The sequence below is a fragment of the Haloferax sp. Q22 genome (genome assembly GCF_001482285.1).
GTDB lineage: Archaea > Halobacteriota > Halobacteria > Halobacteriales > Haloferacaceae > Haloferax.
Genome location: NZ_LOEP01000016.1, coordinates 63,012 through 85,787, shown reverse-complemented (window position 1 = coordinate 85,787; position 22,776 = coordinate 63,012). Strand labels below are relative to the sequence as shown.

The 22,776-nt window shown below is 67.6% G+C and carries 24 protein-coding genes; 9 read left to right on the top strand and 15 right to left on the bottom strand.

Annotation, left to right across the window (positions count from 1 at the left end; translation table 11 throughout):
- Window positions 1-33: 33 nt before the first annotated feature.
- On the top strand, window positions 34-1,425 hold the full coding sequence (locus AM590_RS05800) for an MATE family efflux transporter (protein ID WP_058826651.1): 1,392 nt from the start codon (window positions 34-36) through the stop codon (window positions 1,423-1,425).
- 134 nt (window positions 1,426-1,559) lie between these two features.
- On the opposite strand, the gene citZ is transcribed toward AM590_RS05800, so the two are convergent.
- Window positions 1,560-2,699, bottom strand: a complete 1,140-nt coding sequence (gene citZ, locus AM590_RS05795; RefSeq protein WP_058826650.1) for a citrate synthase — start codon at window positions 2,697-2,699, stop codon at window positions 1,560-1,562.
- Between the two features lie 297 nt (window positions 2,700-2,996).
- On the opposite strand from citZ, the gene AM590_RS05790 reads away from it, so the two are divergent.
- Window positions 2,997-4,205 (top strand): potassium channel family protein, encoded by a 1,209-nt coding sequence (locus AM590_RS05790; protein ID WP_058826649.1) that lies wholly within the window; start codon window positions 2,997-2,999, stop codon window positions 4,203-4,205.
- Window positions 4,206-4,234: 29 nt separating this feature from the next.
- Here AM590_RS05790 and AM590_RS05785 read toward each other — a convergent pair whose 3' ends face one another.
- On the bottom strand, window positions 4,235-4,552 hold the full coding sequence (locus AM590_RS05785) for a hypothetical protein (protein ID WP_004973404.1): 318 nt from the start codon (window positions 4,550-4,552) through the stop codon (window positions 4,235-4,237).
- Window positions 4,553-4,622: 70 nt separating this feature from the next.
- Between AM590_RS05785 and AM590_RS05780 the strand changes: the two genes are divergently transcribed.
- Both AM590_RS05780 and AM590_RS05775 read left to right on the top strand, forming a co-directional pair.
- Window positions 4,623-5,579, top strand: a complete 957-nt coding sequence (locus tag AM590_RS05780) for a succinylglutamate desuccinylase/aspartoacylase family protein (RefSeq protein WP_058826648.1) — start codon at window positions 4,623-4,625, stop codon at window positions 5,577-5,579.
- 59 nt (window positions 5,580-5,638) lie between these two features.
- Complete coding sequence (locus tag AM590_RS05775; RefSeq protein WP_058826647.1) at window positions 5,639-6,742, top strand: pyridoxal-phosphate dependent enzyme; 1,104 nt, start codon at window positions 5,639-5,641, stop codon at window positions 6,740-6,742.
- 32 nt (window positions 6,743-6,774) lie between these two features.
- Here the strand turns inward: AM590_RS05775 and AM590_RS05770 are convergent, their stop codons facing one another.
- The 5 genes from AM590_RS05770 to AM590_RS05750 form a co-directional block, all read right to left on the bottom strand.
- Window positions 6,775-8,067, bottom strand: a complete 1,293-nt coding sequence (locus AM590_RS05770; protein WP_058826646.1) for a hypothetical protein — start codon at window positions 8,065-8,067, stop codon at window positions 6,775-6,777.
- A 143-nt stretch (window positions 8,068-8,210) separates the two neighbouring features.
- Window positions 8,211-8,486: a DUF2892 domain-containing protein gene (locus AM590_RS05765; protein ID WP_058826645.1), complete on the bottom strand. Its 276-nt coding sequence runs from the start codon at window positions 8,484-8,486 to the stop codon at window positions 8,211-8,213.
- A 119-nt stretch (window positions 8,487-8,605) separates the two neighbouring features.
- Window positions 8,606-9,340 carry a protein-L-isoaspartate O-methyltransferase gene (locus AM590_RS05760; protein WP_058826644.1) on the bottom strand — a complete coding sequence of 245 codons (735 nt, stop codon included), beginning with the start codon at window positions 9,338-9,340 and terminating at the stop codon, window positions 8,606-8,608.
- 21 nt (window positions 9,341-9,361) lie between these two features.
- Window positions 9,362-10,300: a bifunctional 2-polyprenyl-6-hydroxyphenol methylase/3-demethylubiquinol 3-O-methyltransferase UbiG gene (locus AM590_RS05755; protein WP_058826643.1), complete on the bottom strand. Its 939-nt coding sequence runs from the start codon at window positions 10,298-10,300 to the stop codon at window positions 9,362-9,364.
- Between the two features lie 97 nt (window positions 10,301-10,397).
- Window positions 10,398-11,054: an HVO_0476 family zinc finger protein gene (locus AM590_RS05750; protein WP_058826642.1), complete on the bottom strand. Its 657-nt coding sequence runs from the start codon at window positions 11,052-11,054 to the stop codon at window positions 10,398-10,400.
- Window positions 11,055-11,196: 142 nt separating this feature from the next.
- Between AM590_RS05750 and AM590_RS05745 the strand changes: the two genes are divergently transcribed.
- Window positions 11,197-12,459: a PQQ-binding-like beta-propeller repeat protein gene (locus tag AM590_RS05745; RefSeq protein WP_082677682.1), complete on the top strand. Its 1,263-nt coding sequence runs from the start codon at window positions 11,197-11,199 to the stop codon at window positions 12,457-12,459.
- Between the two features lie 28 nt (window positions 12,460-12,487).
- On the opposite strand, the gene AM590_RS05740 is transcribed toward AM590_RS05745, so the two are convergent.
- A complete protein-coding gene (locus AM590_RS05740; RefSeq protein WP_058826641.1) occupies window positions 12,488-13,447 on the bottom strand; it encodes an aminopeptidase in 960 nt (319 codons plus the stop codon).
- A gap of 189 nt (window positions 13,448-13,636) precedes the next feature.
- Here AM590_RS05740 and AM590_RS05735 point away from each other — a divergent pair, with 189 nt between their 5' ends.
- On the top strand, window positions 13,637-14,704 hold the full coding sequence (locus AM590_RS05735; protein ID WP_058826640.1) for a type II glyceraldehyde-3-phosphate dehydrogenase: 1,068 nt from the start codon (window positions 13,637-13,639) through the stop codon (window positions 14,702-14,704).
- Window positions 14,705-14,850: 146 nt separating this feature from the next.
- Here AM590_RS05735 and AM590_RS05730 read toward each other — a convergent pair whose 3' ends face one another.
- Together AM590_RS05730 and AM590_RS05725 are read right to left on the bottom strand one after the other, a co-directional pair.
- Window positions 14,851-15,462 (bottom strand): HD family hydrolase, encoded by a 612-nt coding sequence (locus AM590_RS05730; RefSeq protein ID WP_058826639.1) that lies wholly within the window; start codon window positions 15,460-15,462, stop codon window positions 14,851-14,853.
- A gap of 157 nt (window positions 15,463-15,619) precedes the next feature.
- On the bottom strand, window positions 15,620-16,108 hold the full coding sequence (locus AM590_RS05725) for a metallophosphoesterase (protein ID WP_058826638.1): 489 nt from the start codon (window positions 16,106-16,108) through the stop codon (window positions 15,620-15,622).
- 106 nt (window positions 16,109-16,214) lie between these two features.
- Here AM590_RS05725 and AM590_RS05720 point away from each other — a divergent pair, with 106 nt between their 5' ends.
- On the top strand, window positions 16,215-16,514 hold the full coding sequence (locus AM590_RS05720) for a hypothetical protein (RefSeq protein ID WP_058826637.1): 300 nt from the start codon (window positions 16,215-16,217) through the stop codon (window positions 16,512-16,514).
- Window positions 16,515-16,522: 8 nt separating this feature from the next.
- On the opposite strand, the gene AM590_RS05715 is transcribed toward AM590_RS05720, so the two are convergent.
- Both AM590_RS05715 and gap read right to left on the bottom strand, forming a co-directional pair.
- Window positions 16,523-17,728, bottom strand: a complete 1,206-nt coding sequence (locus AM590_RS05715) for a phosphoglycerate kinase (protein WP_058826636.1) — start codon at window positions 17,726-17,728, stop codon at window positions 16,523-16,525.
- 75 nt (window positions 17,729-17,803) lie between these two features.
- Window positions 17,804-18,856 carry a type I glyceraldehyde-3-phosphate dehydrogenase gene (gene gap / locus AM590_RS05710; protein WP_058826635.1) on the bottom strand — a complete coding sequence of 351 codons (1,053 nt, stop codon included), beginning with the start codon at window positions 18,854-18,856 and terminating at the stop codon, window positions 17,804-17,806.
- Between the two features lie 267 nt (window positions 18,857-19,123).
- On the opposite strand from gap, the gene AM590_RS05705 reads away from it, so the two are divergent.
- A complete protein-coding gene (locus AM590_RS05705; RefSeq protein WP_004970480.1) occupies window positions 19,124-19,486 on the top strand; it encodes an Hsp20/alpha crystallin family protein in 363 nt (120 codons plus the stop codon).
- Between the two features lie 24 nt (window positions 19,487-19,510).
- Here AM590_RS05705 and AM590_RS05700 read toward each other — a convergent pair whose 3' ends face one another.
- Window positions 19,511-20,383 (bottom strand): RimK family alpha-L-glutamate ligase, encoded by an 873-nt coding sequence (locus tag AM590_RS05700; RefSeq protein ID WP_058826634.1) that lies wholly within the window; start codon window positions 20,381-20,383, stop codon window positions 19,511-19,513.
- Window positions 20,384-20,468: 85 nt separating this feature from the next.
- Entirely contained in the window at window positions 20,469-20,999 is a 531-nt protein-coding gene (locus AM590_RS05695; RefSeq protein WP_008091717.1) for a 50S ribosomal protein L16, read from the bottom strand.
- Between the two features lie 237 nt (window positions 21,000-21,236).
- On the opposite strand from AM590_RS05695, the gene AM590_RS05690 reads away from it, so the two are divergent.
- Complete coding sequence (locus tag AM590_RS05690) at window positions 21,237-21,887, top strand: type 1 glutamine amidotransferase (RefSeq protein ID WP_058826633.1); 651 nt, start codon at window positions 21,237-21,239, stop codon at window positions 21,885-21,887.
- On the opposite strand, the gene nucS is transcribed toward AM590_RS05690, so the two are convergent.
- A complete protein-coding gene (gene nucS, locus AM590_RS05685) occupies window positions 21,888-22,694 on the bottom strand; it encodes an endonuclease NucS (RefSeq protein ID WP_058826632.1) in 807 nt (268 codons plus the stop codon). It abuts the gene before it with no gap.
- Window positions 22,695-22,776 lie beyond the last annotated feature (82 nt).

Genomic DNA, 22,776 nt, shown 5'->3' with positions numbered 1-22,776 from the left:
TACCGTCAACTGCGCGAGGTCCGTGGCCTCGGCATGAACCTCGGCCGTCTCCGGCGAGTCTGGAAGCGGATCTTCTCGCTCGCGTGGCCGGTGATGGCCGAGCAGACCGCACAGACGGCGATGCGGACCGTGGACGTTGCCGTCACCGCGGCGCTCTCCCCGGCCGCCGTCGTCGCTATCGGCCTCGCCGACCTCTACGCACGGTTCCCGCTCCGCATCGGCCTCGGCCTCGGCGGCGGTGCGATTGCGCTCTCCAGTCAGGACACGGGGAGCGGCGCGGACGCCAACCGGAGCGAGGCTATCTCGACGGCGCTCCTCCTCGCGTTCCTCGCGGGCATCCCGTTCCTGATTTTCGGGTTCACGCTGGGCGAGGCGGCCATCGGCGCGTTCCCGGCGAGCGACAGGGCGGTCGCCTTGGGAACGACGTATCTCGCGGTTATCTTCGCCACCTCGCCCGCGCGATTGGTCTCGCTGGTCGGTTCGCGGTCGCTTCAGGGCGTCGGCGACACCCGGACGCCGATGCTGGTCAACGTCTTCGCCAACGTCGTCAACATCGGGCTGTCGGTCGGTCTCGGCTTCGGTCTCGTCGGCCTGCCGGCGCTCGGCGTGCTGGGTGTCGGACTCGCGACTTCCACCGCCAACGTCCTCTCGGCGGGACTGCTTCTCGTCGCGCTCGCCCGGCCCGCGTCGCCGACCTCGCTGGTCCGCCCCCGCGACCGGACGGTCGCCAGCCAACTCGTTCGCATCGCGACCCCGCGGGTCGGCGAGGGAATCGCCGCCGAACTCGCGGAGTTCCCGTTCAACGCCCTGCTCCTCGGCTTCGGCGACGCCGTCAACGCCGGCTTCCAAATCGGCCGCCGGGTCTACCAGCAGGTCGCGAGCCCGCTGGCGCGCGGCTACAACGTCGCCGCCAGCGTCCTCGTCGGGCAGGCGCTCGGGGCGGGCGACAGCGAGGCCGCGCGGTATCAGGGCGGCGCGGTGGCGCTCCTGTCAGTCGTTACGGTCGGCGGCATCGGGCTCTTCCTCGCGGCGTTCACCGAACCCGTCGTCGGCCTCGTCGGCTCCGGCGGCGGCGCGGACCTCGAGTGGGCCGTGAAGTTCGCCGTCGCCTACGGCCTCGCCGCGCCGGGACTGGCGCTCTTCGTCGGCCTGTCCGGGTCGCTGCAGGGCGCGGGCGCGACGCGAATCCCCTTCGTCGCCCGGCTGACCGGGGTGTTCGGCTTCTTCGTCGGCGCGTCCTACCTGCTCGTCGAGGTGTTCGGCTACGGCCCGCTCGGCGCGCGAATCGGCATCGTCCTGTCGTTCACGTGGATGGGGCTGTTCGCGCTGGTCGCGTTCTACTACGCCGACTGGGCGGGCCACGCCGACTCGCTCATGGTCCAACGCGGAAGCGTCGGCGTCGACGACGTGGGCGAAGACGACTGAGCGCGAGACGGCACGGGCGACGTAGGACTCGCGGAAATTGTGGAAGCGAGGAACGGGGCGACCGCGAGGGACGACGCGTCGCTCCGGGAGACGGCGAACGGGAAAAAGTCGCGTGCGACTCGTTGACTCGCTGTCTATCGCTCGTCGACCGACGGGAACTCGAGGTCTTTCTCGCCGGTGTAGCGGGCGCGGGGGCGGATGAGACGGTTGTCCTCGTACTGTTCGAGGACGTGCGCAATCCAGCCGCCGGCGCGCGAGACGGCGAAGATGGGGGTGTAGAGGTCGATGGGGATGCCCATCTGGTAGTACGTCGACGCGGAGTAGAAGTCCACGTTCGGCGCGAGACCCTTCTCCTCGCCGATGTACTCCTCGATGGCGACCGACATCTCGTACCACTTCATGTCGCCGGCGGCCTCGCCGAGCGCCTCGGACTTCGCGCCGAGAATTTTCGCGCGGGGGTCCTTGACGTTGTAGACGCGGTGGCCGAACCCGGCGACGCGCTCGCCGCGGTCGAGGGCGTCTTTGACCCACTCGGTCGGGTCCATGTCGCTGTCGTCGACGTCCTTCAGCATCCGCATGACGTTCGCGTTCGCGCCGCCGTGGAGCGACCCCGAGAGCGTGCCGATGGCGGACGTGACCGCGCTATAGAGGTCAGACAGCGTCGAGGACGTGACCATCGCGGAGAACGTGGAAGCGTTCAGACCGTGGTCGGCGTGGAGCACGAGCGCCATGTCGAACGTCTCGGCGAGCACCTCGTTCGGCTCCTCGCCGTTGAGCATGTAGAGGAAGTTCGCCGCGTGATTCAGGCTCTCGTCGGGTTCGACGTAGTCGTCGCCGCGACGGAAGCGGGCGTAGGCCGCGAGTACCGACGGCATCTTCGCCGTGATGCGCTTTGCCTTCTCGAGGTTAACCTCGCGGTCGGTCACGTCCTCGAAGTCGGCGTTTTCGTCGTACGCCGACATCGCCGAGACGAGCGTTCGGAGCGCCGCCATCGGCGACTCGTCCTGCTCTGCGAGTTCGCGCGTCACGTCGAGGACGCCGTCATCGAGGCCGCGATGGGCCGCGAGTTCGTCGGAGAACGCATCCAGTTCCTCGCGCGTCGGAAGCTCTCCGTGCCACAGAAGGTAGAGTACCTCCTCGTAGCTTGCGTCCCGTGCGAGGTCTTCGATGTCGTAACCGCAGTAAACGAGTTGTCCCGCATCGCCGTCGATGAAGCTGAGTTTCGATTCGGTGACCAGCACACCTTCCAGCCCCCGCTTCAGTTCGCCTGACATACCCAGAACGTTGCCTACCATCTCAAAAAAGCGTTATCGTTTTCACTCATATGTTATCGACCGCCATACACATACAACGGCAGCCCCGTCTGTCGATTTCGTGGGTAGCCGGTGTCTAAAATAGTGTTCGACAATTGTCGTTGTTTTCGGTGCCCTTATACGGGGTTCACCGAGGGCGGTCGCGCGCGGTTCGGGCCACCCGCGAAGTCATATCCGCCCGCGACGTAGCTCTCTCGAACCACGGTGGCACCACTATTCCTGGCAAGCCTTTTGCCGTCCCGTCGTGAAGGCGGGCGCATGAATCCGGAGGACATCGAGTACGAGCCTGTCAGCGTCAAGGCCGTCCTCGCCGAGATGAAAGACACCGCGGAGTTACTCATCGACCTCTCGTACTCCGCCGTCCTCCACGCCAACGACGACCTCGCGGCCGAGGTCCTCGACCTCGAAGAGCGGATGGACATCCTTCAGCTACAGGCGCGCATGAGCCTGATGATGGCGGCCCGGAGCCCCGAGGACGCGGAGGAACTCGCGCCCGTCCTCGGCGTCGTCGGCGCGGCCGAGAAGATTTCGGACGCCGCGGGCGACATCGCCAAGGTCGTCATCGAGGACATCGGCCTCCCGGACGCCATCCGCGCGGCGCTCCCCGAGGCGGTCGAGACGACGATCCGGTGCGAACTCACCGACGAGTCGCCGTACGCGGGTCGCACGCTCGGCGACATCAACATGGAGACCGAGACGGGCGTCCGCGTCATCGCCATCCACCGCGCCGGCGAGTGGGTGACGAACCCCGACCACGAGACGACGCTCCGCGCCGGCGACGTGCTCCTCCTCCGCGGCCGCGACGACGGCCTCCAGACCGTCCACGAGGCCGCCACGGGCCTCCGGTACGACCCGCCGGATGTGCCGGAGCCGACCATCGAGGACCTCGAGCGGGCGGTCGACTCCATCGTCCTGATGAAGGATATGAGCGAACTCGCCGTCGACCTCGCCTACGGCGCGGTGCTGTTCGACAGCGAGGGCGTCGCCGAAGAGGTCGAGGAACTCGAAGCCGAGGTGGACGCGCTCAAGTCCCGGTTCGAGGCGTGGACGCTCCGCGCGGCGAGCCGGGTCGAAGACCCCGTGTCGCTCCGTGGGCTCGTCCAACTCGCGAGCGCGACCGAGATGATTTCGGACGCCGCGCTCGAAATCGCCGAGGGCGTCCTCCGCGGCATCGACGCCCACCCGGTCGTCGCCGCCGCGGTCAAGGAGTCCGACGAGGTCATCATCCGCCTGCGGGTCGCCCCCGCAAGCGACCTCGCGGAGGCGACCCTCGGCGACCGGCGCGTCAAGACCGAGACGGGAATGCGCGTCATCGCGGTCCGCCGGGCTGGCGGCCGCGAGTGGGTCGTCTCGCCGGGGTCGGAAACGCGGCTCCACGGCGGCGACCTCATCATCGCGAAAGGAACCAGAGCCGGCGCGGAACGACTGGGCGAACTCGTCGGCGACGAGCGCGAGTTCGACGAGTAGGGCGAGGCCGAACCGACGGAACCGACGGCTCAGAGCGTTTTACTCAGTCGATACGCCGAGACGAGCGTGAGCACTGTCGCGACGAGCAGCGCCGTCGCAGAGGCGAGGACGAACGCGAGGATGAGGAACCAGCCCTCGGGTCCGAGTATCGGATACTCGCGGGTACCGGCGAACGGGCCGAACAGTTCGAGGACCCGAAAGAGGTAGGCGACGACGGCCAACGCGAGGCCGACGGCCGCCCCGATAGCGGCGTTTCGTGGCACGTCCAGCGCCTGTACCAGTCCCCCCGTCGGCGGCCGTTCGGGAACGTCGTCTGTCACGGTCGCCGGTAGCGGCCGCGAGACCATAGCGGCAACGCTTTCCTCGGGGGGTCAGCGGACCGAACCCCTAAAGGGAGGCGGGTCCGAGGTTGGCGATATGATTACCTTGGGAACGGCGAGCGCGGCCCCCGGGGAGATGGACGTGGGCCGTCTCGAAGTCGGCGAGTCCCGCGACGGCGGGAGCGTCGGCCTGCCCGTCGCCGTCATCAACGGCGCGTCGTCGGGCAAGACGCTCTACATGCAGGCGGCCTCGGACGGAGACGAACTCAACGGCGTCGGCGTCATCCAGCGGGTCGTCCCGCAGCTCGACCCCGCGGAGATCTCCGGCACGATTCTCGTCGTCGGCATCGTCAACTACCACGCCTTTCAGGTCGCACAGCACCGCAACCCCATAGACGACACGAAGATGAACCGGGCGTACCCCGGCGACGAGCGCGGCACCTCCTCGGAGCGCATCGCGGCCGCGACGTTCGCCGCCGCCCGCGACGCCGACCTCATCGTCGACCTCCATCAGGGCTCGACGAGTCAGATGATAGACGAGGTCCGCGTCCGCTGCGGTCGCCACCACCGGATGCACGCTAAGTGCCTCCGACTCGCCAAGACGTTCGGCTGCGGCTACGTCCTCGACCAGAAGGGCCCCGACGGCCAACTCGCCCGCGCCGGCCCGGACGCCGGCATCCCGACCATCGACCCCGAACTCGGCGGCTGCGTCGGCTGGGACGACGAGAGCATCGAGAAGGGTGTCCGCGGCGTCTACAACGTCCTCCGCGGGTACGACTTCCTCGACGGTGACGTGGAACTCGAAGCCCAGACCCGCGCCCGCGGCTTCGACCAGTACGGCTCGCCGGTCGGCGGCCTCGTCCGGTTCAAGCGCGACCTCGGCGAGCGCGTCTCCGCCGGCGACGTGGTGTTCGAGGTGACGGACGTGTTCGGCAAGCTCAAAGCCCGCGTCACCGCCGACCACGACGGCATCTTCTGGCGGGCACGCCGCCTCCCGCAGGTCGCTTCCGGCGAGTACGTCTGTTCCGTCGGCATCGACCTCGACACGTACTGACCCCTGACTTACTTCACCCGCACCACCTCACCCCACACCCACCCACCACCTCACTTCCCATGACGACATCACACGACCTCCCCGCTCGGCTCCGACTCGCGTGCGACGCCTGTGGCGAGACGTACGATGCGTGGCGCTGGCGCTGCACCTGCGGCGAGCCGCTGGACTTCGCGTCCGACCCGACGCCGTCTGCGGCCACCCCCGATGACGCCGCCCTCGACTACCGCGACGGCCTCTGGGCGTTCGACGAGTTCCTGCCGACCGAGCCGCACGCGACTCTTGGCGAGGGGATGACGCCCCTCGTCGACGCGGTGGAGTGGGAGGCCTCGTTCAAACTGGAGTACGTCTTCCCCTCCGGTTCGTTCAAGGACCGCGGCGCGACGACGATGCTCTCTCTCGCGTCAGAGCTCGGCGTCGAACGCGTCGTCGAGGACTCCTCGGGCAACGCGGGGGCCGCCGTCGCGACCTACGCCGCCCGCGCCGGCATCGACGCCGAAATCTACGTGCCCGCGTCGGTCAAGCCCTCGAAGGTCCGCGCCATCGAGCGCGCCGGGGCCAAGCCGGTCCGAATCGAGGGCTCCAGACAGGACGTGACCGACGCCTGCGTCGAGGCCGTCGAGGCCGACAACGCGTGGTACGCGAGTCATGCGTGGAACCCCGCGTTCTTCGCGGGCACGGCCACCGTCGCCTACGAAATCGCCGCCCAGCGCGACTGGTCGGTCCCCGACGCGGTCGTCACGCCGCTCGGCCACGGGACGCTCTTCCTCGGCGCGTACCGCGGCTTCCGCGCGCTCTACGAGGCGGGCTGGACCGACCGGATGCCCGAACTGTACGGCGCGCAGGCCGCCGGCTACTCACCCATCGCCGACGCTCGGCACCACACGCCCGACGAGACGAACGACGTGGCCGACGGCATCCAGATTCTCGACCCCGTCCGCGAGGCCGAGATTCACGAGGCGCTGGACGACACCGGCGGCGACGCCATCGCGCTCTCGTCCGACGCGGTCGAAGACGAACTCGACAGGCTCCACCGCCACGGCTTCTATACGGAGCCGACCTGCGCCGTCGCACCCGCGGCGCTCCGCGAACTGCGGCTCTCGGGCGTCCTCGACCGCGACGCCGACGTGGTCGTACCGCTCACCGGAAGCGGACTCAAATCGTGAATCAGCTCAGAACACAGCTAACATAGCGTCGCTCACGACCGAAGCCAGTCGAACAGCGACCACCCGCGCCCCGCTTTCTCGTCTCTCTCACCGGCCCCGCCACCGCGTCCCCGTGCTTCGAGGTCGCGCCGGCGCTCGCGCTCCGCGTCGAGTTCGTCGCGGAGTCGCTGGTTCTCGTCGACAGCGTCGTCGAGCCGCGCCCGGAGTTCGCTGAAGCGGTCGAACGCTTCGCGCTCGCCAACCGGCGACGCGGTGGTCGGCGGCGGTCCCCGTGGTTCACACCCGGGGTCGTCGGGCTGCCCGTCGAGCGCGCCGTCGGACCGGCTGTCTCCCCGTCGGTCCTCGTCCGTGGGCGTCGTCGCGGGTCGAACCGCGCTCGACCAGCCAGACGGGTCGTAGAACTCGCTCGTCTCTCGAATCGCGCGGTGGACCGTCTTCGCGCCGTAGGTCGACCCGTCCGCGTGCGCCACCTCGTCCCACTTCGGCCGAAAGAGCTCGCAGTCTCGAAACAGGCGGCACATCTGGCGCGCGTCGCCGGCCGTCCAGAACGCGAGAATCGAACACAGCGCCGCGTCCGCGTCGTCGTGGCTGTCGTAGCCGCTGGTGTCTCCCCGCCACAGATGGGTGAACTTCACGCCGTTCACCGCGGTCGAAGCGCGGTCGATAACCTCGCCGTCCGCGAGGTCGTTGCCCGGGCCGCTCACCTCGTCGAGGCGCGCGTCAACGGGCACACCGGACGAATCCGGAGCCACCGAGTCGACCGCCGGGGCCGGCGACGGCTCCGGGCCGGCTTCGAAGTAGGCGCCGTGAATTGCCGCGAGCACGTCGCTCCGCTCGGCAATCGCCGCGGGCGTGCCTTCGAGTCGGTCGCCGGTCGCGGGGAAAAAGCCCGCGCCGTCCGAGAGTTCGAGGTTCTCAGTTCGGTCGCTTCCCGACGGAAGCGTCCCGCGGACGAGGACGCGACAGCCCGTCCCCGAGGGATTCACCTGCGTGTGAGAGTCGAGGCGGTCGACGAGTTCCCACGCCCAGCGCTCGGTCGCGCCGGTCTCGCTGTCGCGGCACTCGCCGATGTCGACGACGACGAACGGGTCGTCGTCGGTGAAAACGTACCCCACCCCGTCGGCGGGGCCGTCCCGCGCGTACGCGAGCGCTTCGTCGAACGTCGTCCACGTCGAAACGTCGGTCACCGACGCGAGCCCGCCGGTCGTGCCCTTCAGAACCGTCGTTTCGGCACCGTCACGGGTCCGTGTTTGCCACCCGACCCAGTTGGCCCGTTCGAGGAGGTCGTCCGGGAGCTGTTCCCGCGTCGGGAGTGGTGGCGTCATCGCTACTCCTGGTCTCGGGAGGGGCGAGAAAGGTGTTTCCCGCGAGATATCTGTTTTGATAACCAAAGCGAAATACGAATCGTCCGCTCGCACGGTTCAACCCACGGAACACGAGCTGCCGTCAGCAGCTCACTCGAAAATGATTATTGCGCGCGGGGCTTGCCCGCGGATTCGGTCTCGGTCGTCTTCGCGCCCTCGTAGGTGTTGAAGCCCAGCAGGTCGTTCAGCGGGCATTTTTGGGTGATTGCCGTGGTCGCGAGGACCGCTCCGACGAGGAGCGCCGCGACCGCGACGACGAGTCCGAGGGTTCCGGCTGCGATGGTCAGGAAGCCCGCGAGGCTCGCCGCCCCGACGACGATGAGCACTGGTCCGAGGACGGCGCGCGCGATGCGATCGTAGCCGCCGACGTTCTTCTCCATGGTTGATTCACCGGCTCTAGTTACGCGCTCCGCGGCTAAATCGTAAATTGGTGGTTCCCGCGCTCGGAGAAGCGTGACTGTCACGTCGGCCGACACGTCGAGGGCTCAGTCCTACTCGTCTACCCGCGACCGCCCCAGTCTATCCAGTCTTGTTCCCAGCCGTGGCCGGCGTGCCAGCCCCGGCCCTCGTACTCGGGGTCCTCGCGTCGCGTCCGGTTTCTGACGATGCTCCCCGTCTGTTCGCCGTCCACGAGCAGCGGTTTGAACGACAGCGGGCCGAACGACTCGGCCACCTCGCCGTCCTCGACGGCGACGAGCGTCTGTTCGCCGACGCCTTTCGGCATGACGAGCCGGCCGCCGTCGGCGAGTTGCGCGAGGAGTCGTGCGGGCGGGCGGACCGCCGAGGCTTCGACGAGGATGCGGTCGAACGGCGCGTAGTCGGCCAGCCCCTCCGCGCCGTCGCGGCAGTCCACGAGGACGCCGCCGTAGCCGGCGCGCTGGAGGTTCTCGCGGGCCTCGTAGACGAGCGAACGCGTGATGTCGACCGCGTGGACGCGGGCGTCGCCGACGATTTCGGCGAGGACCGCGGCGGTGTAGCCGACGCCCGCGCCGACGACGAGTACCTCGTCGTCCGGTTGCGGGTCGAGCGCGGAGAGCAGGCGCGCGACCGTCGTCGGCGCGAGGATGGTCGTGTTCGTGTCGCGGTGCTCCGTCGGGCGGTTCTGGTACGGCGAGTCGGTGATGAACTCGTGTCGCGGGACGCTGCGCATGGCGATGGAGACGGCCTCCGGGAGCGACTCCAGCGAGTGCTCCAGGCCGTCGACCATGTCGTCGCGCAGCACCGAGTTGTCCATAGCCGAACTCGGAGGTCGGTCCTAATCAACCGCACGCTCGCCGACGACCGCCTGCAGGTCGGTCCCTGGCACGTCTCGGACCGTACAGCCGCCGAATCCGGCCGATTCGACCCACGAGCGAACCGTCGGCTCGTCGTAGAGGTCGCCGCGGCCGGTGGCGAGCGCGTCCACCGCCCGCCCCGCAGTCGCCTCGGTCGGACAGCGCCCGTGGAGACTATCGACGAACACCGCCGACCCACCGGGTTCGAGGGTGTCGTGCGCGCCGGAGACGAGCGCTCGCGCGCCGTCCGGGTCGCGCCCAGCGAAGGCGTCGCCGACGAAGACCAATCCGAAGCCCGATACCGGCGGGTCGGTCGAGTCGCCCGCGACGAGATCCACGCCGGCGCGGGAGAGAAGCGGTCGGACGACTTCCACAGTCTCGGCGTCGTCGACGAGCGTCACGTCGCGGCCGCGGGCGACGAACTCGCGGGCGAAGACGCCCGACGCACCGCCGAGGTCGAGGACGCGCGTCGCGTCGGGCGCCTCGCGGACCGCGGCAGTCACGCAGGCCCGGACGACCGACTCCTCGGCGGCGTCGTGCGCGCCGAGTCGGTTCCGAAGCCAGTCGTCCGGGAGCGCGGGCGACTCGCCGGACACCATCGTCTCCGGGAGGTCGGCGTAGAGCGAAAAGCGGTCGAGCGCGTGCGGGAGGCGACCGATGGAGCGAACGTCGCGCTTGGCGAGGAAGCCGAGCGCGCGGTTGGTTATCTCGTACTCGTCGCCGACGCGCTTGATGAAGCCCATCGCGGCCAGCGCCTCGACCGTGATGCGGGCGGCTCGGGAGTCGATACCGGCGGTCTCGGCCACAGCCTCGGCGGTGCCGGCGCTCGTCGTGAGCGCGTCGATGACGCCGCTCTCGCGGGCGGCCCACAGGAGCGCGAGCGATTCGACCGACGACTGCGACCGGTCGCGGGTAGGCATGGTCGCACCGACGGGTCGGGAGACAAAAGGTCGTGCGTTGGGCGGGCGGTGCCGCCCGGTGTTGGCGTGGCGGAGCGTTTCGGCGTCGCTTTCGCCCTTACCAGACCGACCACGCGGTCGAGGTCTGGTCGCGGGCATAGACGCGCTTCGCGTCCTTCGCGTACACCATGTCGCCGGGGTGGTCGAGCTTGCCGTGGCGGTACTCCGGAGCGTCCGAGCGGACGACAAGGCCTTCGATTTCGACCTCCTCGTCGCCGAACGCCTCCGTCTCGCCGACGACGAACTCGTAGTCGCCGGGGACGTTGACGGTGACGCTGCGGGTGTCCTCGCGCTTGCCGTCCTTCGGGTGGATGGTGACGTTGACCGCGACGTTGTCGACGACGCGGGTCCAGACGGTCTTCACGTCGGCCACCTCGGCCTCGTCGGCGCGCTGTTCGGGGCCGACTTCGATGCCCGTGATGCGCACGAGCTGAATCGCTTCGGGCGTGTCGACGATGAACTCGTCGCCGACCTCGATGGTCGTGCCGACCGGCACGGGCACTTCGGTCGAGACGGAGTCACCGTCCTGCGAGACGACGACGTTCATCTCGGTTTCGTCGGGAATCTCGACTTTCTCCTTGTGGACGTGGCCGCATTCGGTACACCGGACGGTCGAGTGACCGCCGGGCTTCAGCACCTCGTGAACGGTGGGTTCGTCGGGCGAACACGTCGGACAGGAGAGGGGGACGCGCTCGCCGGCGTCGGGTAGGCTCATACGGGTCGCTAGCCCATCAGGCCGTAAAAAGCCGCCTTTCTCCACTCGACCGTGGGTGTTGGTAGCGGGGGTGGGCGTCCGCGCCGGTGCGGAAGCGTCGCAGCCGGTCGGTTTTTGTTTTTACTAAGCCAACATTTGCACGATGTCCGGTCCGACACGTCGCCGGTTTCTCACCTCGCTCGGAGCCGCCGGACTGGCCGCGACTGCCGGCTGTGTCACCGCCGACTCGCCGACTTACGAGGGGACGTGGTCGCGCCGCGGGTACGATGACGCCCGAACCGGGTTTTCGCCCGCTGACGGACCGACCGGCGACCTCTACGTGGCGTGGCGCACCGACGTGTTCGGGGGGTATCCGACGAGTTCTCCGGTCGTCGCCGACGGGACCGTGTATCACCTGCATACCCGCGAGTACGGTGTCGCCCACGAGACGGTCGTCTCCGCGTTCGACGCGACGAGCGGGGAAGAACTGTGGCGAACCGTCGTCACCGAAGCCGAGACGCACGGCCCCGCCTCCCACCACGACTCGGTGGTCGTCGCCGACGGCCGCGTTTACGTCCGGTCGTTCGACGGGCTTCACGCGCTCTCGACCGACGGACGCCTCCGCTGGACTCACCCGGTGCCGACCACTGGAAGACCGTATCCGCGCACCGCCCCGCCGGTCGTCTCCGGCGGTCTGGTTGTGACCGCGACCTACGGGGAGCGAATTCCGCCCGTTGGCGTCGTTGCGGTCGACGCAGAGACGGGCGACCCAGTGTGGCGGGCCGGATTCGCCTCCCGCCGCCGTCCGCTGATGCTCTCAGCGGCCGGCGGAACCGTCTACGTCCCCTTCCGTGGGGGCGAGGCGGGCCTCGTCGCGCTCGACCTCGAAACCGGTGCGCGAAAGTGGGAACGGTCGCTCCCCGTCGGCGGACCCGTCACAGTCGCAGGCGACACGCTTCTCGTCCCGCTCGACGGCGACCCCGGCTTCGTCGCGGCGCTCGACCGGCGGAGTCGCGAGATTCGTTGGCGAAAGCCCGCCAGTAGGCGAACCCCTGCGGGCATCGCGGTCGCTGAAGGACTCGTCTACTACGTTGCCGACGGTGCGTTCTCGGTTCGCCGACTCGACACCGGCAAGGCGGTCTGGTCGTTCGACCCGGCGGCTTCGGTGGCGATAAGCTGGACACCAGTCGTCGCCGGGTCGGTCGTCTACGTCCCCGCACTCACCGACGCGGAAGACCCCAAGCAGTATCTCTACGCTTTCGACGCGCGGACGGGGTCGACCCTCGGTCGCGGTCCGATTCCGTTTGGACAGATGCGCGAGTCGATTGCAGTCGTCGATGGCGCGGTCTACCTCGCCCACCGCAACGAACTGCGCTGTCTCGAATCGTGCGCGCTGACCGTCGGCGGACGCTGTCTCGTCGGCTAAAATCAGCGTGTCGGCGCTCGGTCCGAACTCAGGGCCGCGGCAGGTCGACTTCCTCGCCGTCGGCGTACACCGTCGGCTCGCGGATGATGCCGTCGAGGTGGAGCGGCGCGTCGGTGTCGCCGCCGATGCCGGCGTCGTCGCCGATGGCGATGTGGACCGTGCCCGCGGCCTTCTCGTCGAGCAGGACGGAGCCGACGAGGTTGGTGACGCCGACGTTGGTTCCGATGCCGATTTCGGCGAGGTTGTAGGCGTCGTCGCCGACTTCCTCGGCTGCGGCCTCGACCTGCTCGCGGATGTCGTCGTCGGAAATATCGGTGACGTAGCCGTCTTCGACCTCGAAGCGGAGTTCCTGTCCCTCATCGAGGAGGCCGTGAGGCATCATCGTCCCGTCGACGACGTAGGTGCCCGTCGCGGACGCGGGGCTGAGGAAGATTTCGCCCGCCGGGAGGTTCGAAAACGAGCCAGCCTCCGCGATTGCGCCGGTGTCGGCGAGCCACTCGCGGTCGCCGCGGACGAACGTGATGTCCGTGCCCGTCTCGGTCGTGACGCGGAGTTCGTCGGCGTCGCCGACGGCGTCGAGCATCGCCGCGCTGTGGTCGTAGATGTCGTCGTAGTCGGCGTCGAGGCCGGTGACGAACACTTCCTCGGTGATGCCCGGCAGCGTCGCGCCGCGAGCGCCGGCGTCGCAGGCGTTGCCGCGGGCGCGGGTGTGGCTCAGGCTCTTCGTCGTCGGCGCGAGAAAGGCGTCGCAGGCCTGCATGGCGGCGGCGACCGGCGCGGGCGGCTCCTCGCCGTGTTGGTTCCCCGGCGGGTAGCGGACGATAGTCGCGTCGTCGGTCACTTCGCTGGCGACCTCGTAGAGCGCCTCGCCGATACGCTCGCGCTTGTCGTCGGTGACGACGACGAGCGACTCGTCGGGTTGGAGGTCGAGACACTGGCGGACCGCCGTCTCGCTGGCGGCGCGGAGGTCTGCGTCGGATTCGGGCATGGGGGAACCTGCGCCGGCGGCGCTGTTAGGCGTTCCCATCTGCCCCCTCGCGTTCGGCTCCCGCCCCGTCGCCCCGAATCGGCGGTTTCACTCGCCTCGGAGGTAATCAAGGGACTCACTCGCCCGAGAGTTAATTTCTAAGTATTAACCATCGAAATAACTATAGTCGGGCCCGGTCGTTTGTCACCCATGATACGAGTGGGTGTCAACGGCTACGGCACAATCGGAAAGCGCGTCGCCGACGCGGTCAACGCGCAGCCCGACATGGAACTCATCGGCGTGGCCAAGACCCAGCCCAACTTCGAAGCGCACACCGCGGGCGAACGCGGCTACCCGATGTACGCCGCGATTCCCGAACGTTCACCGCTGTTTTCCGAGGCCGGCGTCGACCTCGCCGGCGAGGTGGACGAACTGGTCGCGGAGGCGGACATCATCGTCGACTGCACGCCGTCGGGCATCGGCGCGGAGAACCGCGAACTGTACGAGACACACCACACGCCCGCCATCTTCCAGGGCGGCGAGGACGCCGACGTGGCCGACGTGAGCTTCAACGCGCGGGCCAACTTCGACGCCGCCCGCGACGCCGACTACGTCCGCGTCGTCTCCTGTAACACGACCGGTCTCTCGCGCATCATCGCCCCGCTCGAAGCGGAGTACGGCGTCGAGAAGGTCCGGGCGACGCTCGTCCGCCGCGGCGGCGACCCCGGACAGAACTCCCGTGGGCCGATAAACGACATCCTGCCGAACCCGATCAAGATTCCTTCTCACCACGGCCCCGACGTGAAGACCATCTTCCCCGACCTCGAAATCGATACGCTCGGGCTGAAGGTCCCGGCGACGCTGATGCACGTCCACGCGCTCAACGTCACGCTCGAAGACGACGTGACCGGCGCGCACGTCCGGCAACTGCTCGAAGGCGAGAACCGCGTCTACGTCATCCCGGAGGGCATGGGCATCGACGGCGCGGGTAAGCTCATGGACTTCGCACTCGACGCGGGCCGCCCGCGCGGCGACATGTGGGAGAACTGTGTGTGGGGCGAGTCTATCGGCGTCAACGGCCGGGACCTCTACCTGTTCCAAGCCATCCACCAGCAGTCCGACGTGATTCCCGAGAACGTCGACGCCATCCGCGCGATGTTCGACATCGAAGACCAGCAGACGAGCATGGAACTCACGGACCAGACGCTCGGTATCGGTATCTCCGGTAGCCCGTCTGGATTCGCTGAGCAGGCGCGCGCAGAGTTCGCGGACGACTAATCGACGAATCGTCTGCTCAGTTCGGTGCGGTCGCGGCTTTTCCACCCATTCGACTCTTTGAACTCCTTAGCAGATGGTGTAGTCAGACTCTCTGCGGTCAGTACAGGTGCGACACCGACCAGGGAAGTTGCGACTGAAAGACGTATTCAGAGTTGGCAGGGTCGCCCGAGTTCTCGTTCGTACTGCGATTTGATTTGCTCGAACAAGTTCTGTCCGAACGCTGTCCGGAGGCGAGGCGCGGCGGTAGCAAAGAACTCGTCCAAATTCTCGAACTCGGCAAAGTGATCGTTCGCCTCGGCCTCGTCGTACCGAGTTTGGCGCTCGTACTTGAGCGCTTGGAGACAATTATCGATCAGATCCATGTCCTTGACGAACTGTGCCGTCGGGGTGTCACGGGCTTCGTACTCTTCCCAGAGCGCCAGCAGTTCGCTGTCGTTGAAAGGTCCGACGAGATCGGTTACTGCGCTCCGTTCAGCTGCCTCCTTCTCGGACGTGGGAGTGGTCTGGCGTCCCTCCTCTGCGCGGGTTGCGATATCGCCCGTTCGAGCTTCGCCGAGGTCGTGAATGAGTGCCATCGTCACTGCTTTCTGACGGTCAATCTCTTCCTGCTCGGCGTAGAGCAGACAAAGCGACGCTGTCCCCCACGTGTGGGCTGCGACCGATTCAGGCGAGTCGATATTCCGAAGCACCCATCCCGTCCGAAGTTCGTCCTTCAAGTCGAACCATTCGAGCAAGGTGTCGAGTTCGTCGGTCATCATATCGTGGAGAAGGGAAGTGGCCAGTTCAACTCATCGAGACTATTCCGCCGGGTCGTCGACAGTCAGTCAATAACTCCGCATGTACTACTGAGCGGCTGTTTCACACGATAGCCCGATGAATACTAGGCGTAAGCGGGCTACCAACTCGACTCGCCGCTCACAGCGACCGCGATGCCACGTTCCCCGTGTCGAGGTCCACGACCGCGACATGGAACTCGTCGTCAGCCCCGGGAATCGGCAGGCCGCCGGGGTTGATGTGCGTCGTCTTCCCGCGGTGTTCGACCACCCGCTCGTGGGTGTGGCCGCGCAGGACGAAGTCGTACGTCCCCGAGTCGACGAGAGCATCGACCAGTCCGGCCTCGGTGCCGTGGTAGACCGCTATCTCTTGGCCGTCGAGCGTCAGGTGCGCGAAGTCGTCGTGGTAGGTGCCGAACGAGTCCACCGCCTCGCGGAGCGCCCACTCGCCGTCATTGTTGCCGCGGACGGCGTGGAAGTCGAAGTCCGCGTCGAACGGCGCGGCCGAGAAGGGCGCGACAATGTCGCCGCAGTGGACGACCACGTCTACACCCTCTGATTCGAAGTGCGAGACCGCGGCTTCGACGTAGTCGAGGTTGTCATGCGTGTCGGAGACGACGCCGAGTTTCATGCGCGTCGGTTCGGCGGCGTCGGCTATCAACGTTGGGTGACACTTTTATTCAAGCGCTCGGTGTCGCCGGTATGTCTCACTTCGCCATCGACTCGGAGGCCGAGGTATGAGCGGCGACCCAAACCGCGACGGTGACGACACCCGCGACGACGAGCCGACAGATTCGGCTGAATCGGATGTTCTCGTCCTCGAAACTAGTGACCGACAAACTGTCTTCGGCGGCGCGGTGCTCGTCGGGGGTGCGTCGTACAGCGCATCCCACACACTCGCGGTCCGCGCCGCTGGTTCGTTCCCGGCAGGCGGGGCTCTCACCGCGGTCTTGACGCTCGTCATCTTCGCAGCCGGCGTGGTGTTACTCGTCGAGGGTGCCGCCGGTATCGTCGCAGAAAAGAACGCGGATTCCTGAGCGCGGCTTCAGTCCTGCTTCAGCGCCTCGACGCCGGCGAGCGGCGCGCCGGTCAGCGCGCGGATGTACGCGCCGCCGGCGATGGAGACGTGGCCGAAGTCGTCTTCGTCCATGCCGTACATCTCGATGGCGCGGGAAGTGTCGCCGCCGCCGACGACCGAGAAGCAGTCGGTCTCGGCGATGGCGCGGAGGACGCCGGTCGTGCCGACCGCGAAGCGCTCGTCTTCGAACAGACCGAGCGCGCCCTTCACGAAGACGGCCTCGGAGTCGCGGATGATGGGGTCGTACTCGTCGACCGTCATCGAGCCGACGTCGAGGTACGCGCGGTCCTTCTCCGTGATGTTGGCGACCGCGATTTCGCCGCGGTCGTCGGTCTCGTCCTCGTAGGCGAGGTCGACGGCGAGCTTAATCTGGTCGCCGCGCTCGTCGAGCAGCGACTCGATGGTCTCGCGGTTCGCTTCCCACTGGTCGTCGAAGAAGTCCATCCCTTCGAGGTCGAAGCCCACGTCGTTGCCGGCGGCGCGGAGGAACAGTTCGCCGGCGATGCCGCCGAGCAGGAACTGGTCGACCTTGTCGCCGAGGTTGTTCATCACGTCGATGACGTCCGTGGCTTTCGTCCCGCCAACGACCATCGTCACCTGCCCGTCGAACTCGCGGGTGGCGATGGAGGAGTTGGCCTCGTACTCGGTCTGCATCACGCGGCCCGCGTAGGCGGGTAACACGAGCGGAAAGCCGACCAGCGAGGCGTGCGAGCGGTGGGCCGCCGAGTAGGCGTCGTTGACGTAGGCGTCGACGTGCTCGGCGAGCGTCCGGACGAACTCGGTGTCGGCCTTGACTTCGGGGTCCTCCTCGGGGAGTTCCTCGTCGCACATCCGCGTGTTTTCGAGCAGGAGCACCCCGCCCGCTTCGAGCGCGTCGATGGCGGCGATGGCCTCGTCGCCGTAGGTGTCAGCGACGAACCCCACGTCGCGGTCGATGTGACCCGCGAGGATGTCCGCGTGCTGTTCGAGCGAGACGAAGTCGTCGTCGCCGGGGCGGCCCTGATGGGCCATGAGGACGACGCGGTGGCCGGCCTCGGCGAGTTCGCGGACGGTCTCCGCGTGGCGGTCGAACCGTCGGTTGTCTTGGACCTCGCCGTCTTCGACCGGCGAGTTGAGGTCGAGTCGGACGAGTACGCATTGCTCCGGGTCGAGGTCATCGAGGGTCTTGAACATCGGGTGGAAGAACGTAGAGGGATTACTTAGTGGTGGGTAAGTCGCGCTGAAAGGGCGGGCGATTCGTGGAGGGGTCTACTGGTGCGTGACGAAGTGGGCGACGTCGAGCATCCGGTTGGAGAAGCCGAACTCGTTGTCGTACCACGTCAGAATCTTGTAGAGGCCGCCGTCGTTGACCTGGTTCGTTGTGTTGAGGTCGACGGTGCTGGAGAACGGCAGACCGAGGATGTCACGCGAGGTGACCTCGTCGTCGGTGTAGCCGAGGACGCCCGCGAGCGGGCCGGAGTCGGCCGCGGCGCGGAAGGCGTCGTTGATCTCCTCGACGGAGGGCTTGTCCTCGAGGCGGACGACGAGCTCGGTGAGCGAGCCGTTCGGCACGGGGACGCGAATCGCCATGCCGTCGAGCTTGCCGTCGAGCTGGGGCAGAATCTCCGTGGCCGCCTGCGCCGCCCCGGTCGTCGTCGGGACGATGTTTTCGGCGGCGGCGCGCCCGCGGCGCTGCTTCGCGTGGGGGCTGTCGATGAGGTTCTGGCTGCCCGTGTAGGCGTGGACGGTCGTCAGGAGGCCGTTCTCGATGCCGAACTCCTCGTCGAGCACCTTCGCGACCGGCGTGACGGAGTTGGTCGTACAGGAGGCGTTCGAGACGATGTCCTCGCCGTCGTACTCGTCGTGGTTGACGCCGTAGACGATCTGCTTGACCGGCTCGTCGCCCTTCGGCGGCGCGGAGATGACGACCTTGTCCGCGCCCGCTTCGAGGTGTGCGGAGGCGTCTTCCTTCGTGCGGAAGATGCCCGTACATTCGAGCGCCACGTCCACGTCGAGTTCGCCCCACGGGAGCTCCGCGGGGGACTGGACGTTGTAGAGGCCAACCGAGGTGCCGCCGATGGACAGCGAGTCGCCGTCGCGCTCGACGCCGTCGAGTCGGCCCATGACGGAGTCGTACTTCGCGAGGTACGCCATGTCGTCGAAGTCCATGACGTCGTTGATGGCGACTAATTCGACCTTCGGGTTGTCGAGGACGGCACGGAAGATGTTCCGGCCGATGCGGCCGAAGCCGTTGAGTGCCACCCGCACCACGTCCGATTCATCCACGTTCTCGCCCGCGCTGAGGTAGGATTTTTCACTCATGTTCGAGTAGTATCCATATCAATATCCCAGTTGCAGCAGTATATCTGTTTCGGTAAATCCGACTGAATCGAACGTTACCTTTCATTCGCAATCAACATTACTACAGAAACAATCACTATCGGTCACACACGAACGGGAATTGACACGCCCACACGGGGACGCGCCGTCCGTCCGTAGACGGTCGCTCGCGGCCGAATACTGGCGATTCGCTGCCAGGTGACTGTCACAGGCAGAAACGTTTTATCCTCCGATTTCATAGCGGCCTCCATGGTCAGAGACGACCGCGACGACCCGTTCGACAACATCTTCGACGAAATCGAACGGATGATGAACGACATGACCGGAGGCGACGCCGGATTCGCCTCCGAGACCCACATCGACGTGTACGATGAGGGTTCTACACTCCGACTCGTCGCGGACCTCCCGGGCGTCGACAAAGACGCCATCGACCTCAAGTGCGACGGTGAGACGCTGACTATCAGCGCCGCCGGTGACCGCCGCGAGTACGACGAACGCATCCGCCTCCCGGCCCGCGTCGACGAGCACTCCGCATCGGCCACCTTCAACAACGGCGTCCTGCAGGTCACGTTCGACCGCGCTGAGGACTCCGCCGCTATCGACGTCGAGTAGCGACTCGACTTCGCCGCGGCCCGCTCAGGACTTCTTTGCGACCCGCTCGACGAGCGCCGCCAGTCGGTCGAAAAAGCCGTCGTCGTACTTCGCGTCGTCGTCGATGGTCGGGCGGGCGTTCGTCTCCGAGACGACGACCCGCCCGTCGGATTCGAGCAGGTCCACCCCGAGATAGCGAATGTCCAACTCGTCGGCGACTGCCTCGGCGAGGTCGCGGTGTCGATTCGGGAGGTCCACGCCGACCGCCTCCGCGCCCCGGTGGACGTTGTGCTTCCAGCGCCCGCCGTCGCGCGCGCCGTCCAGCAGTCGGCGCTCCACCGCGCCGACGACTTCGCCGTCGAGCACCATCGCCCGATAGTCGCGGGCGTCCGGCAGCCACTCCTGAATCAGGAACGACTTGTCGCCGGTCGCCCGGAAGTCGTGGACGAGGCTCAGCACGTCCGCGTGCCCCGAAAGCGAGTCCGGGCCGTGGGCCTTGGCGATGCCGACGCCGCGCGTCGTGGAGTTCGGCTTGACGACGACCGGATAGTCGAGGCCCGCCGACTCGACGGCGTCGAGGAGGTCGGACTCGTCGGCCGGGTTCGAGACGCAGACGCTCCGCGGGACCGGCAGGCCGGCGCGTTCGAGCGCCGCGATGACGCCCGCTTTGTTCCGCGAGGTGAGCACGTCCTCGCGCGTGTTCACCCACGGGAGGTCGTGTCTGGCGGTGACGACCCCGCCTTCCATCGGGCGGGAGGGGTAGACGAAGCCGACGTCGAACGACTCGGTCGGCGGCGTCGAGAGGTCGAGCGCGAACTCCTTGGCGCGGAGGTGCCCCACGTCGATGCCGCGGTCGCCGAGCGGGCCGCGCATTCGCTCGAACGTCTCGCTGGAGGTGGTGACCGCCAACCGAAGCATACGCTACGAGGCGAGGTCCCGGGGGAAAAATGGTGGGTTCGAGGCGAGGCGCGTTCCGAGCACGCGCCGGCGCGAGGTCGCGAACTTACGCGACGAGCAGCTCTTCGCCGCGCTCGACGACGATGCGGCACGGCGGCGACATCTTGTTGTACGCGCGGCGGAAGGCGTCCTTCGCGGTCGCGGCGTCCTCGACGTCGCAGTAGATGGTGAACACCGTCTCGCCCTTGGGGATGCGAGCGGCGGTCCCGACGACCTTCCCGAACGACTGGCGCATCCCGTCGGAGACACGGTCCGCACCCGCGCCGGTCGCCTGCTTGTTCTCGCGGATGACGTGGTGCGGGAACTTACGCAGAATCATCTTGTACTGCTTTTCGCCCGCGTGCTTGAGCATGAGACGGTTGGCAGACAGACGCGCGGATTCGAGCGAACCGTGGCGAATCTGCACTTCCTCTTCGACCTTCAGGCTGATCTGGACGGGGTAGTCCTCGGGGTCGGCCTGCAGGTCGCCCATGTTGTGCTGTGCGATCTTCGAACCGGGGATACCCGTGATGTACTCGCGTCGGGTGTACGCCGGGTTCGTAATCTCCCGGTACATAGAGGCGGGTTTGTCTGACATGGTTACTTGTGAAACCGAAGGGTCAGGCGGGCTAAAAACGCTTCGAAGCTTCATTCGCCCGCCGCGGTCGTGTCAGGGGCTCGCACGCCGGTTCGCTCTGTTCGGGTCTGCGAACCCCATCGACCCGCACTCCCCCCGGCGCTGTCGATTCATCACCCTCGGGCCGGTGACAGCAAAGGGGCAGACTGTTCCGGCCGGGAGACAGTCTTATGCGCCGCCGTCGCCACGGTTCGGACAATGCTACTCGTCTGCGACTGCATGCCTGCGGACGGCCCCGCGTACTTCACCGACGCCCTCGCCGACCTCGCCCTCGACGGCCGCGAGGGGACCGTTCACTCGCTCCCCGACGACGGTCTCCCGACGCTCTCGAACGTCGACGCCGTCGTCCTCACCGGGAGCACTGCGGGCGTCTACGAGGCCGACGAGCGGCCGTGGCTCGACGACGCGCGCCTGCTCGCCCGCGACCTCGTCGCCCGCGAACTCCCCACGCTCGGCGTCTGCTTCGGCCACCAACTCGTCAACGACGCCCTCGGCGGTACCGTCGAAGCCGGCGACCAACGCCGCGGTATCGCCGACGTCGACCTCGGCGACGACCCCCTGTTCGATGGCGTTTCCGGGCGCATTCCGATGGTCCACGGCGACTACGTCGTCGCCCCCGGCGACCGCATGGAGACCGTCGCCTCCGCGGACTACTACGACCACCTCGCGACGCGCCACGAGGACGCGCCCGTGTGGACGGTCCAGTACCACCCCGAGTTCACGGCCGCCCTCCTCGACCGCATCGCCGACGACTTCGGCTGGCCCGACGCCGACGCAGACCGTGACTTCGACGACGTGACGGCCGCTCGAACCGTCGAGAACTTCGTCGCCGCCGCCGGCCTGGACTGATTAGGCGTCGTCGCCGTCGCCGTCTTCTTCCGATTCGCCCCCATCTGAACCGTTGGTTTCGCCGTCGTCCTCCTCGACCGGCGGCTCGCCCGTCTCGGGGTCGAGCGCGACGAACTCCAGCCCCTCGCGGTCGAGCATGTCCGCCGCTCGCTCAGTCACCGAAGGAGCGACGAGGACGCCCCGAATCGGCTCGTCGTCGCCGAACTCCCGATGGAGCGCATCGACGTACCGTCGAAGCTGACTCGCCGCCGAGGGGCCGACGCGTCGCCGTTTCAACTCCACGACGACCGGGACGCCGTCCGCGTCCTTCCCGAAGATGTCGATAGCGCCCGCGTCGCTCTGTCGCTCGGTCTCCAGCGGCTCGAACCCCGGTTCGAGGCTGTCGGGGTCCGAGAGGATGTGCTGGCGCAGGTCTTCCTCGCTGCCGACGAGTTCGAGGTCGCTGCGGTCGTTGACGGCGTAGGACGAACACTGCTCGACGCGCTCGAAATGTACGTCGAGTCGCTCGTCGGGGCTCGTGCGCGTGCTCCGGACCCGAAGCCGGCCGTCCCGGACGCTCGCGGAGTGGGTACACCCCGGCGGCTGCCAGTTGACGGGCGTCCGCTTCTCGTCGGTGTGGACCAGAATTGAGCCGTCCGGCTTCAGGACGACGAGCCGGTCGCCGGGGCCGAGTTCGCTCGTCGCGCGGCCGTCGTAGTCGACCGTGCACCGCCCGAATATCGTCACCATGTCGCCGCGCTCGAAGGCGGCTTCGAGGTGGACGAGGGCGTCGCGATGCGTCGGCCGGTGGAGTGTGTTCACCGTCATCCGGGTGTCGTCCCGCGGTTCGTCGCCGCCGGGGATAAGCCCCGCGTCGCGCGTCGGGGTCGAGCTAGCGAGCGCCGCGGCG

What these genes read in the sequence shown, in the direction of transcription:
- AM590_RS05705 (WP_004970480.1), top strand. Translation starts at nt 19,124, where the DNA reads ATGGTCAGAGACGACCGCGACGACCCGTTCGACAACATCTTCGACGAA.
- AM590_RS05770 (WP_058826646.1), bottom strand. Translation starts at nt 8,067, where the DNA reads ATGACGCCACCACTCCCGACGCGGGAACAGCTCCCGGACGACCTCCTC.
- AM590_RS05785 (WP_004973404.1), bottom strand. Translation starts at nt 4,552, where the DNA reads ATGGTCTCGCGGCCGCTACCGGCGACCGTGACAGACGACGTTCCCGAA.
- AM590_RS05745 (WP_082677682.1), top strand. Translation starts at nt 11,197, where the DNA reads ATGTCCGGTCCGACACGTCGCCGGTTTCTCACCTCGCTCGGAGCCGCC.
- AM590_RS05790 (WP_058826649.1), top strand. Translation starts at nt 2,997, where the DNA reads ATGAATCCGGAGGACATCGAGTACGAGCCTGTCAGCGTCAAGGCCGTC.
- AM590_RS05695 (WP_008091717.1), bottom strand. Translation starts at nt 20,999, where the DNA reads ATGTCAGACAAACCCGCCTCTATGTACCGGGAGATTACGAACCCGGCG.
- AM590_RS05730 (WP_058826639.1), bottom strand. Translation starts at nt 15,462, where the DNA reads ATGATGACCGACGAACTCGACACCTTGCTCGAATGGTTCGACTTGAAG.
- AM590_RS05750 (WP_058826642.1), bottom strand. Translation starts at nt 11,054, where the DNA reads ATGAGCCTACCCGACGCCGGCGAGCGCGTCCCCCTCTCCTGTCCGACG.
- AM590_RS05760 (WP_058826644.1), bottom strand. Translation starts at nt 9,340, where the DNA reads ATGGACAACTCGGTGCTGCGCGACGACATGGTCGACGGCCTGGAGCAC.
- gap (WP_058826635.1), bottom strand. Translation starts at nt 18,856, where the DNA reads ATGAGTGAAAAATCCTACCTCAGCGCGGGCGAGAACGTGGATGAATCG.
- AM590_RS05800 (WP_058826651.1), top strand. Translation starts at nt 34, where the DNA reads ATGAACCTCGGCCGTCTCCGGCGAGTCTGGAAGCGGATCTTCTCGCTC.
- AM590_RS05690 (WP_058826633.1), top strand. Translation starts at nt 21,237, where the DNA reads ATGCTACTCGTCTGCGACTGCATGCCTGCGGACGGCCCCGCGTACTTC.
- AM590_RS05735 (WP_058826640.1), top strand. Translation starts at nt 13,637, where the DNA reads ATGATACGAGTGGGTGTCAACGGCTACGGCACAATCGGAAAGCGCGTC.
- AM590_RS05775 (WP_058826647.1), top strand. Translation starts at nt 5,639, where the DNA reads ATGACGACATCACACGACCTCCCCGCTCGGCTCCGACTCGCGTGCGAC.
- AM590_RS05725 (WP_058826638.1), bottom strand. Translation starts at nt 16,108, where the DNA reads ATGAAACTCGGCGTCGTCTCCGACACGCATGACAACCTCGACTACGTC.
- AM590_RS05780 (WP_058826648.1), top strand. Translation starts at nt 4,623, where the DNA reads ATGATTACCTTGGGAACGGCGAGCGCGGCCCCCGGGGAGATGGACGTG.
- AM590_RS05740 (WP_058826641.1), bottom strand. Translation starts at nt 13,447, where the DNA reads ATGCCCGAATCCGACGCAGACCTCCGCGCCGCCAGCGAGACGGCGGTC.
- AM590_RS05720 (WP_058826637.1), top strand. Translation starts at nt 16,215, where the DNA reads ATGAGCGGCGACCCAAACCGCGACGGTGACGACACCCGCGACGACGAG.
- nucS (WP_058826632.1), bottom strand. Translation starts at nt 22,694, where the DNA reads ATGACGGTGAACACACTCCACCGGCCGACGCATCGCGACGCCCTCGTC.
- AM590_RS05700 (WP_058826634.1), bottom strand. Translation starts at nt 20,383, where the DNA reads ATGCTTCGGTTGGCGGTCACCACCTCCAGCGAGACGTTCGAGCGAATG.
- AM590_RS05755 (WP_058826643.1), bottom strand. Translation starts at nt 10,300, where the DNA reads ATGCCTACCCGCGACCGGTCGCAGTCGTCGGTCGAATCGCTCGCGCTC.
- AM590_RS05715 (WP_058826636.1), bottom strand. Translation starts at nt 17,728, where the DNA reads ATGTTCAAGACCCTCGATGACCTCGACCCGGAGCAATGCGTACTCGTC.
- AM590_RS05765 (WP_058826645.1), bottom strand. Translation starts at nt 8,486, where the DNA reads ATGGAGAAGAACGTCGGCGGCTACGATCGCATCGCGCGCGCCGTCCTC.
- citZ (WP_058826650.1), bottom strand. Translation starts at nt 2,699, where the DNA reads ATGTCAGGCGAACTGAAGCGGGGGCTGGAAGGTGTGCTGGTCACCGAA.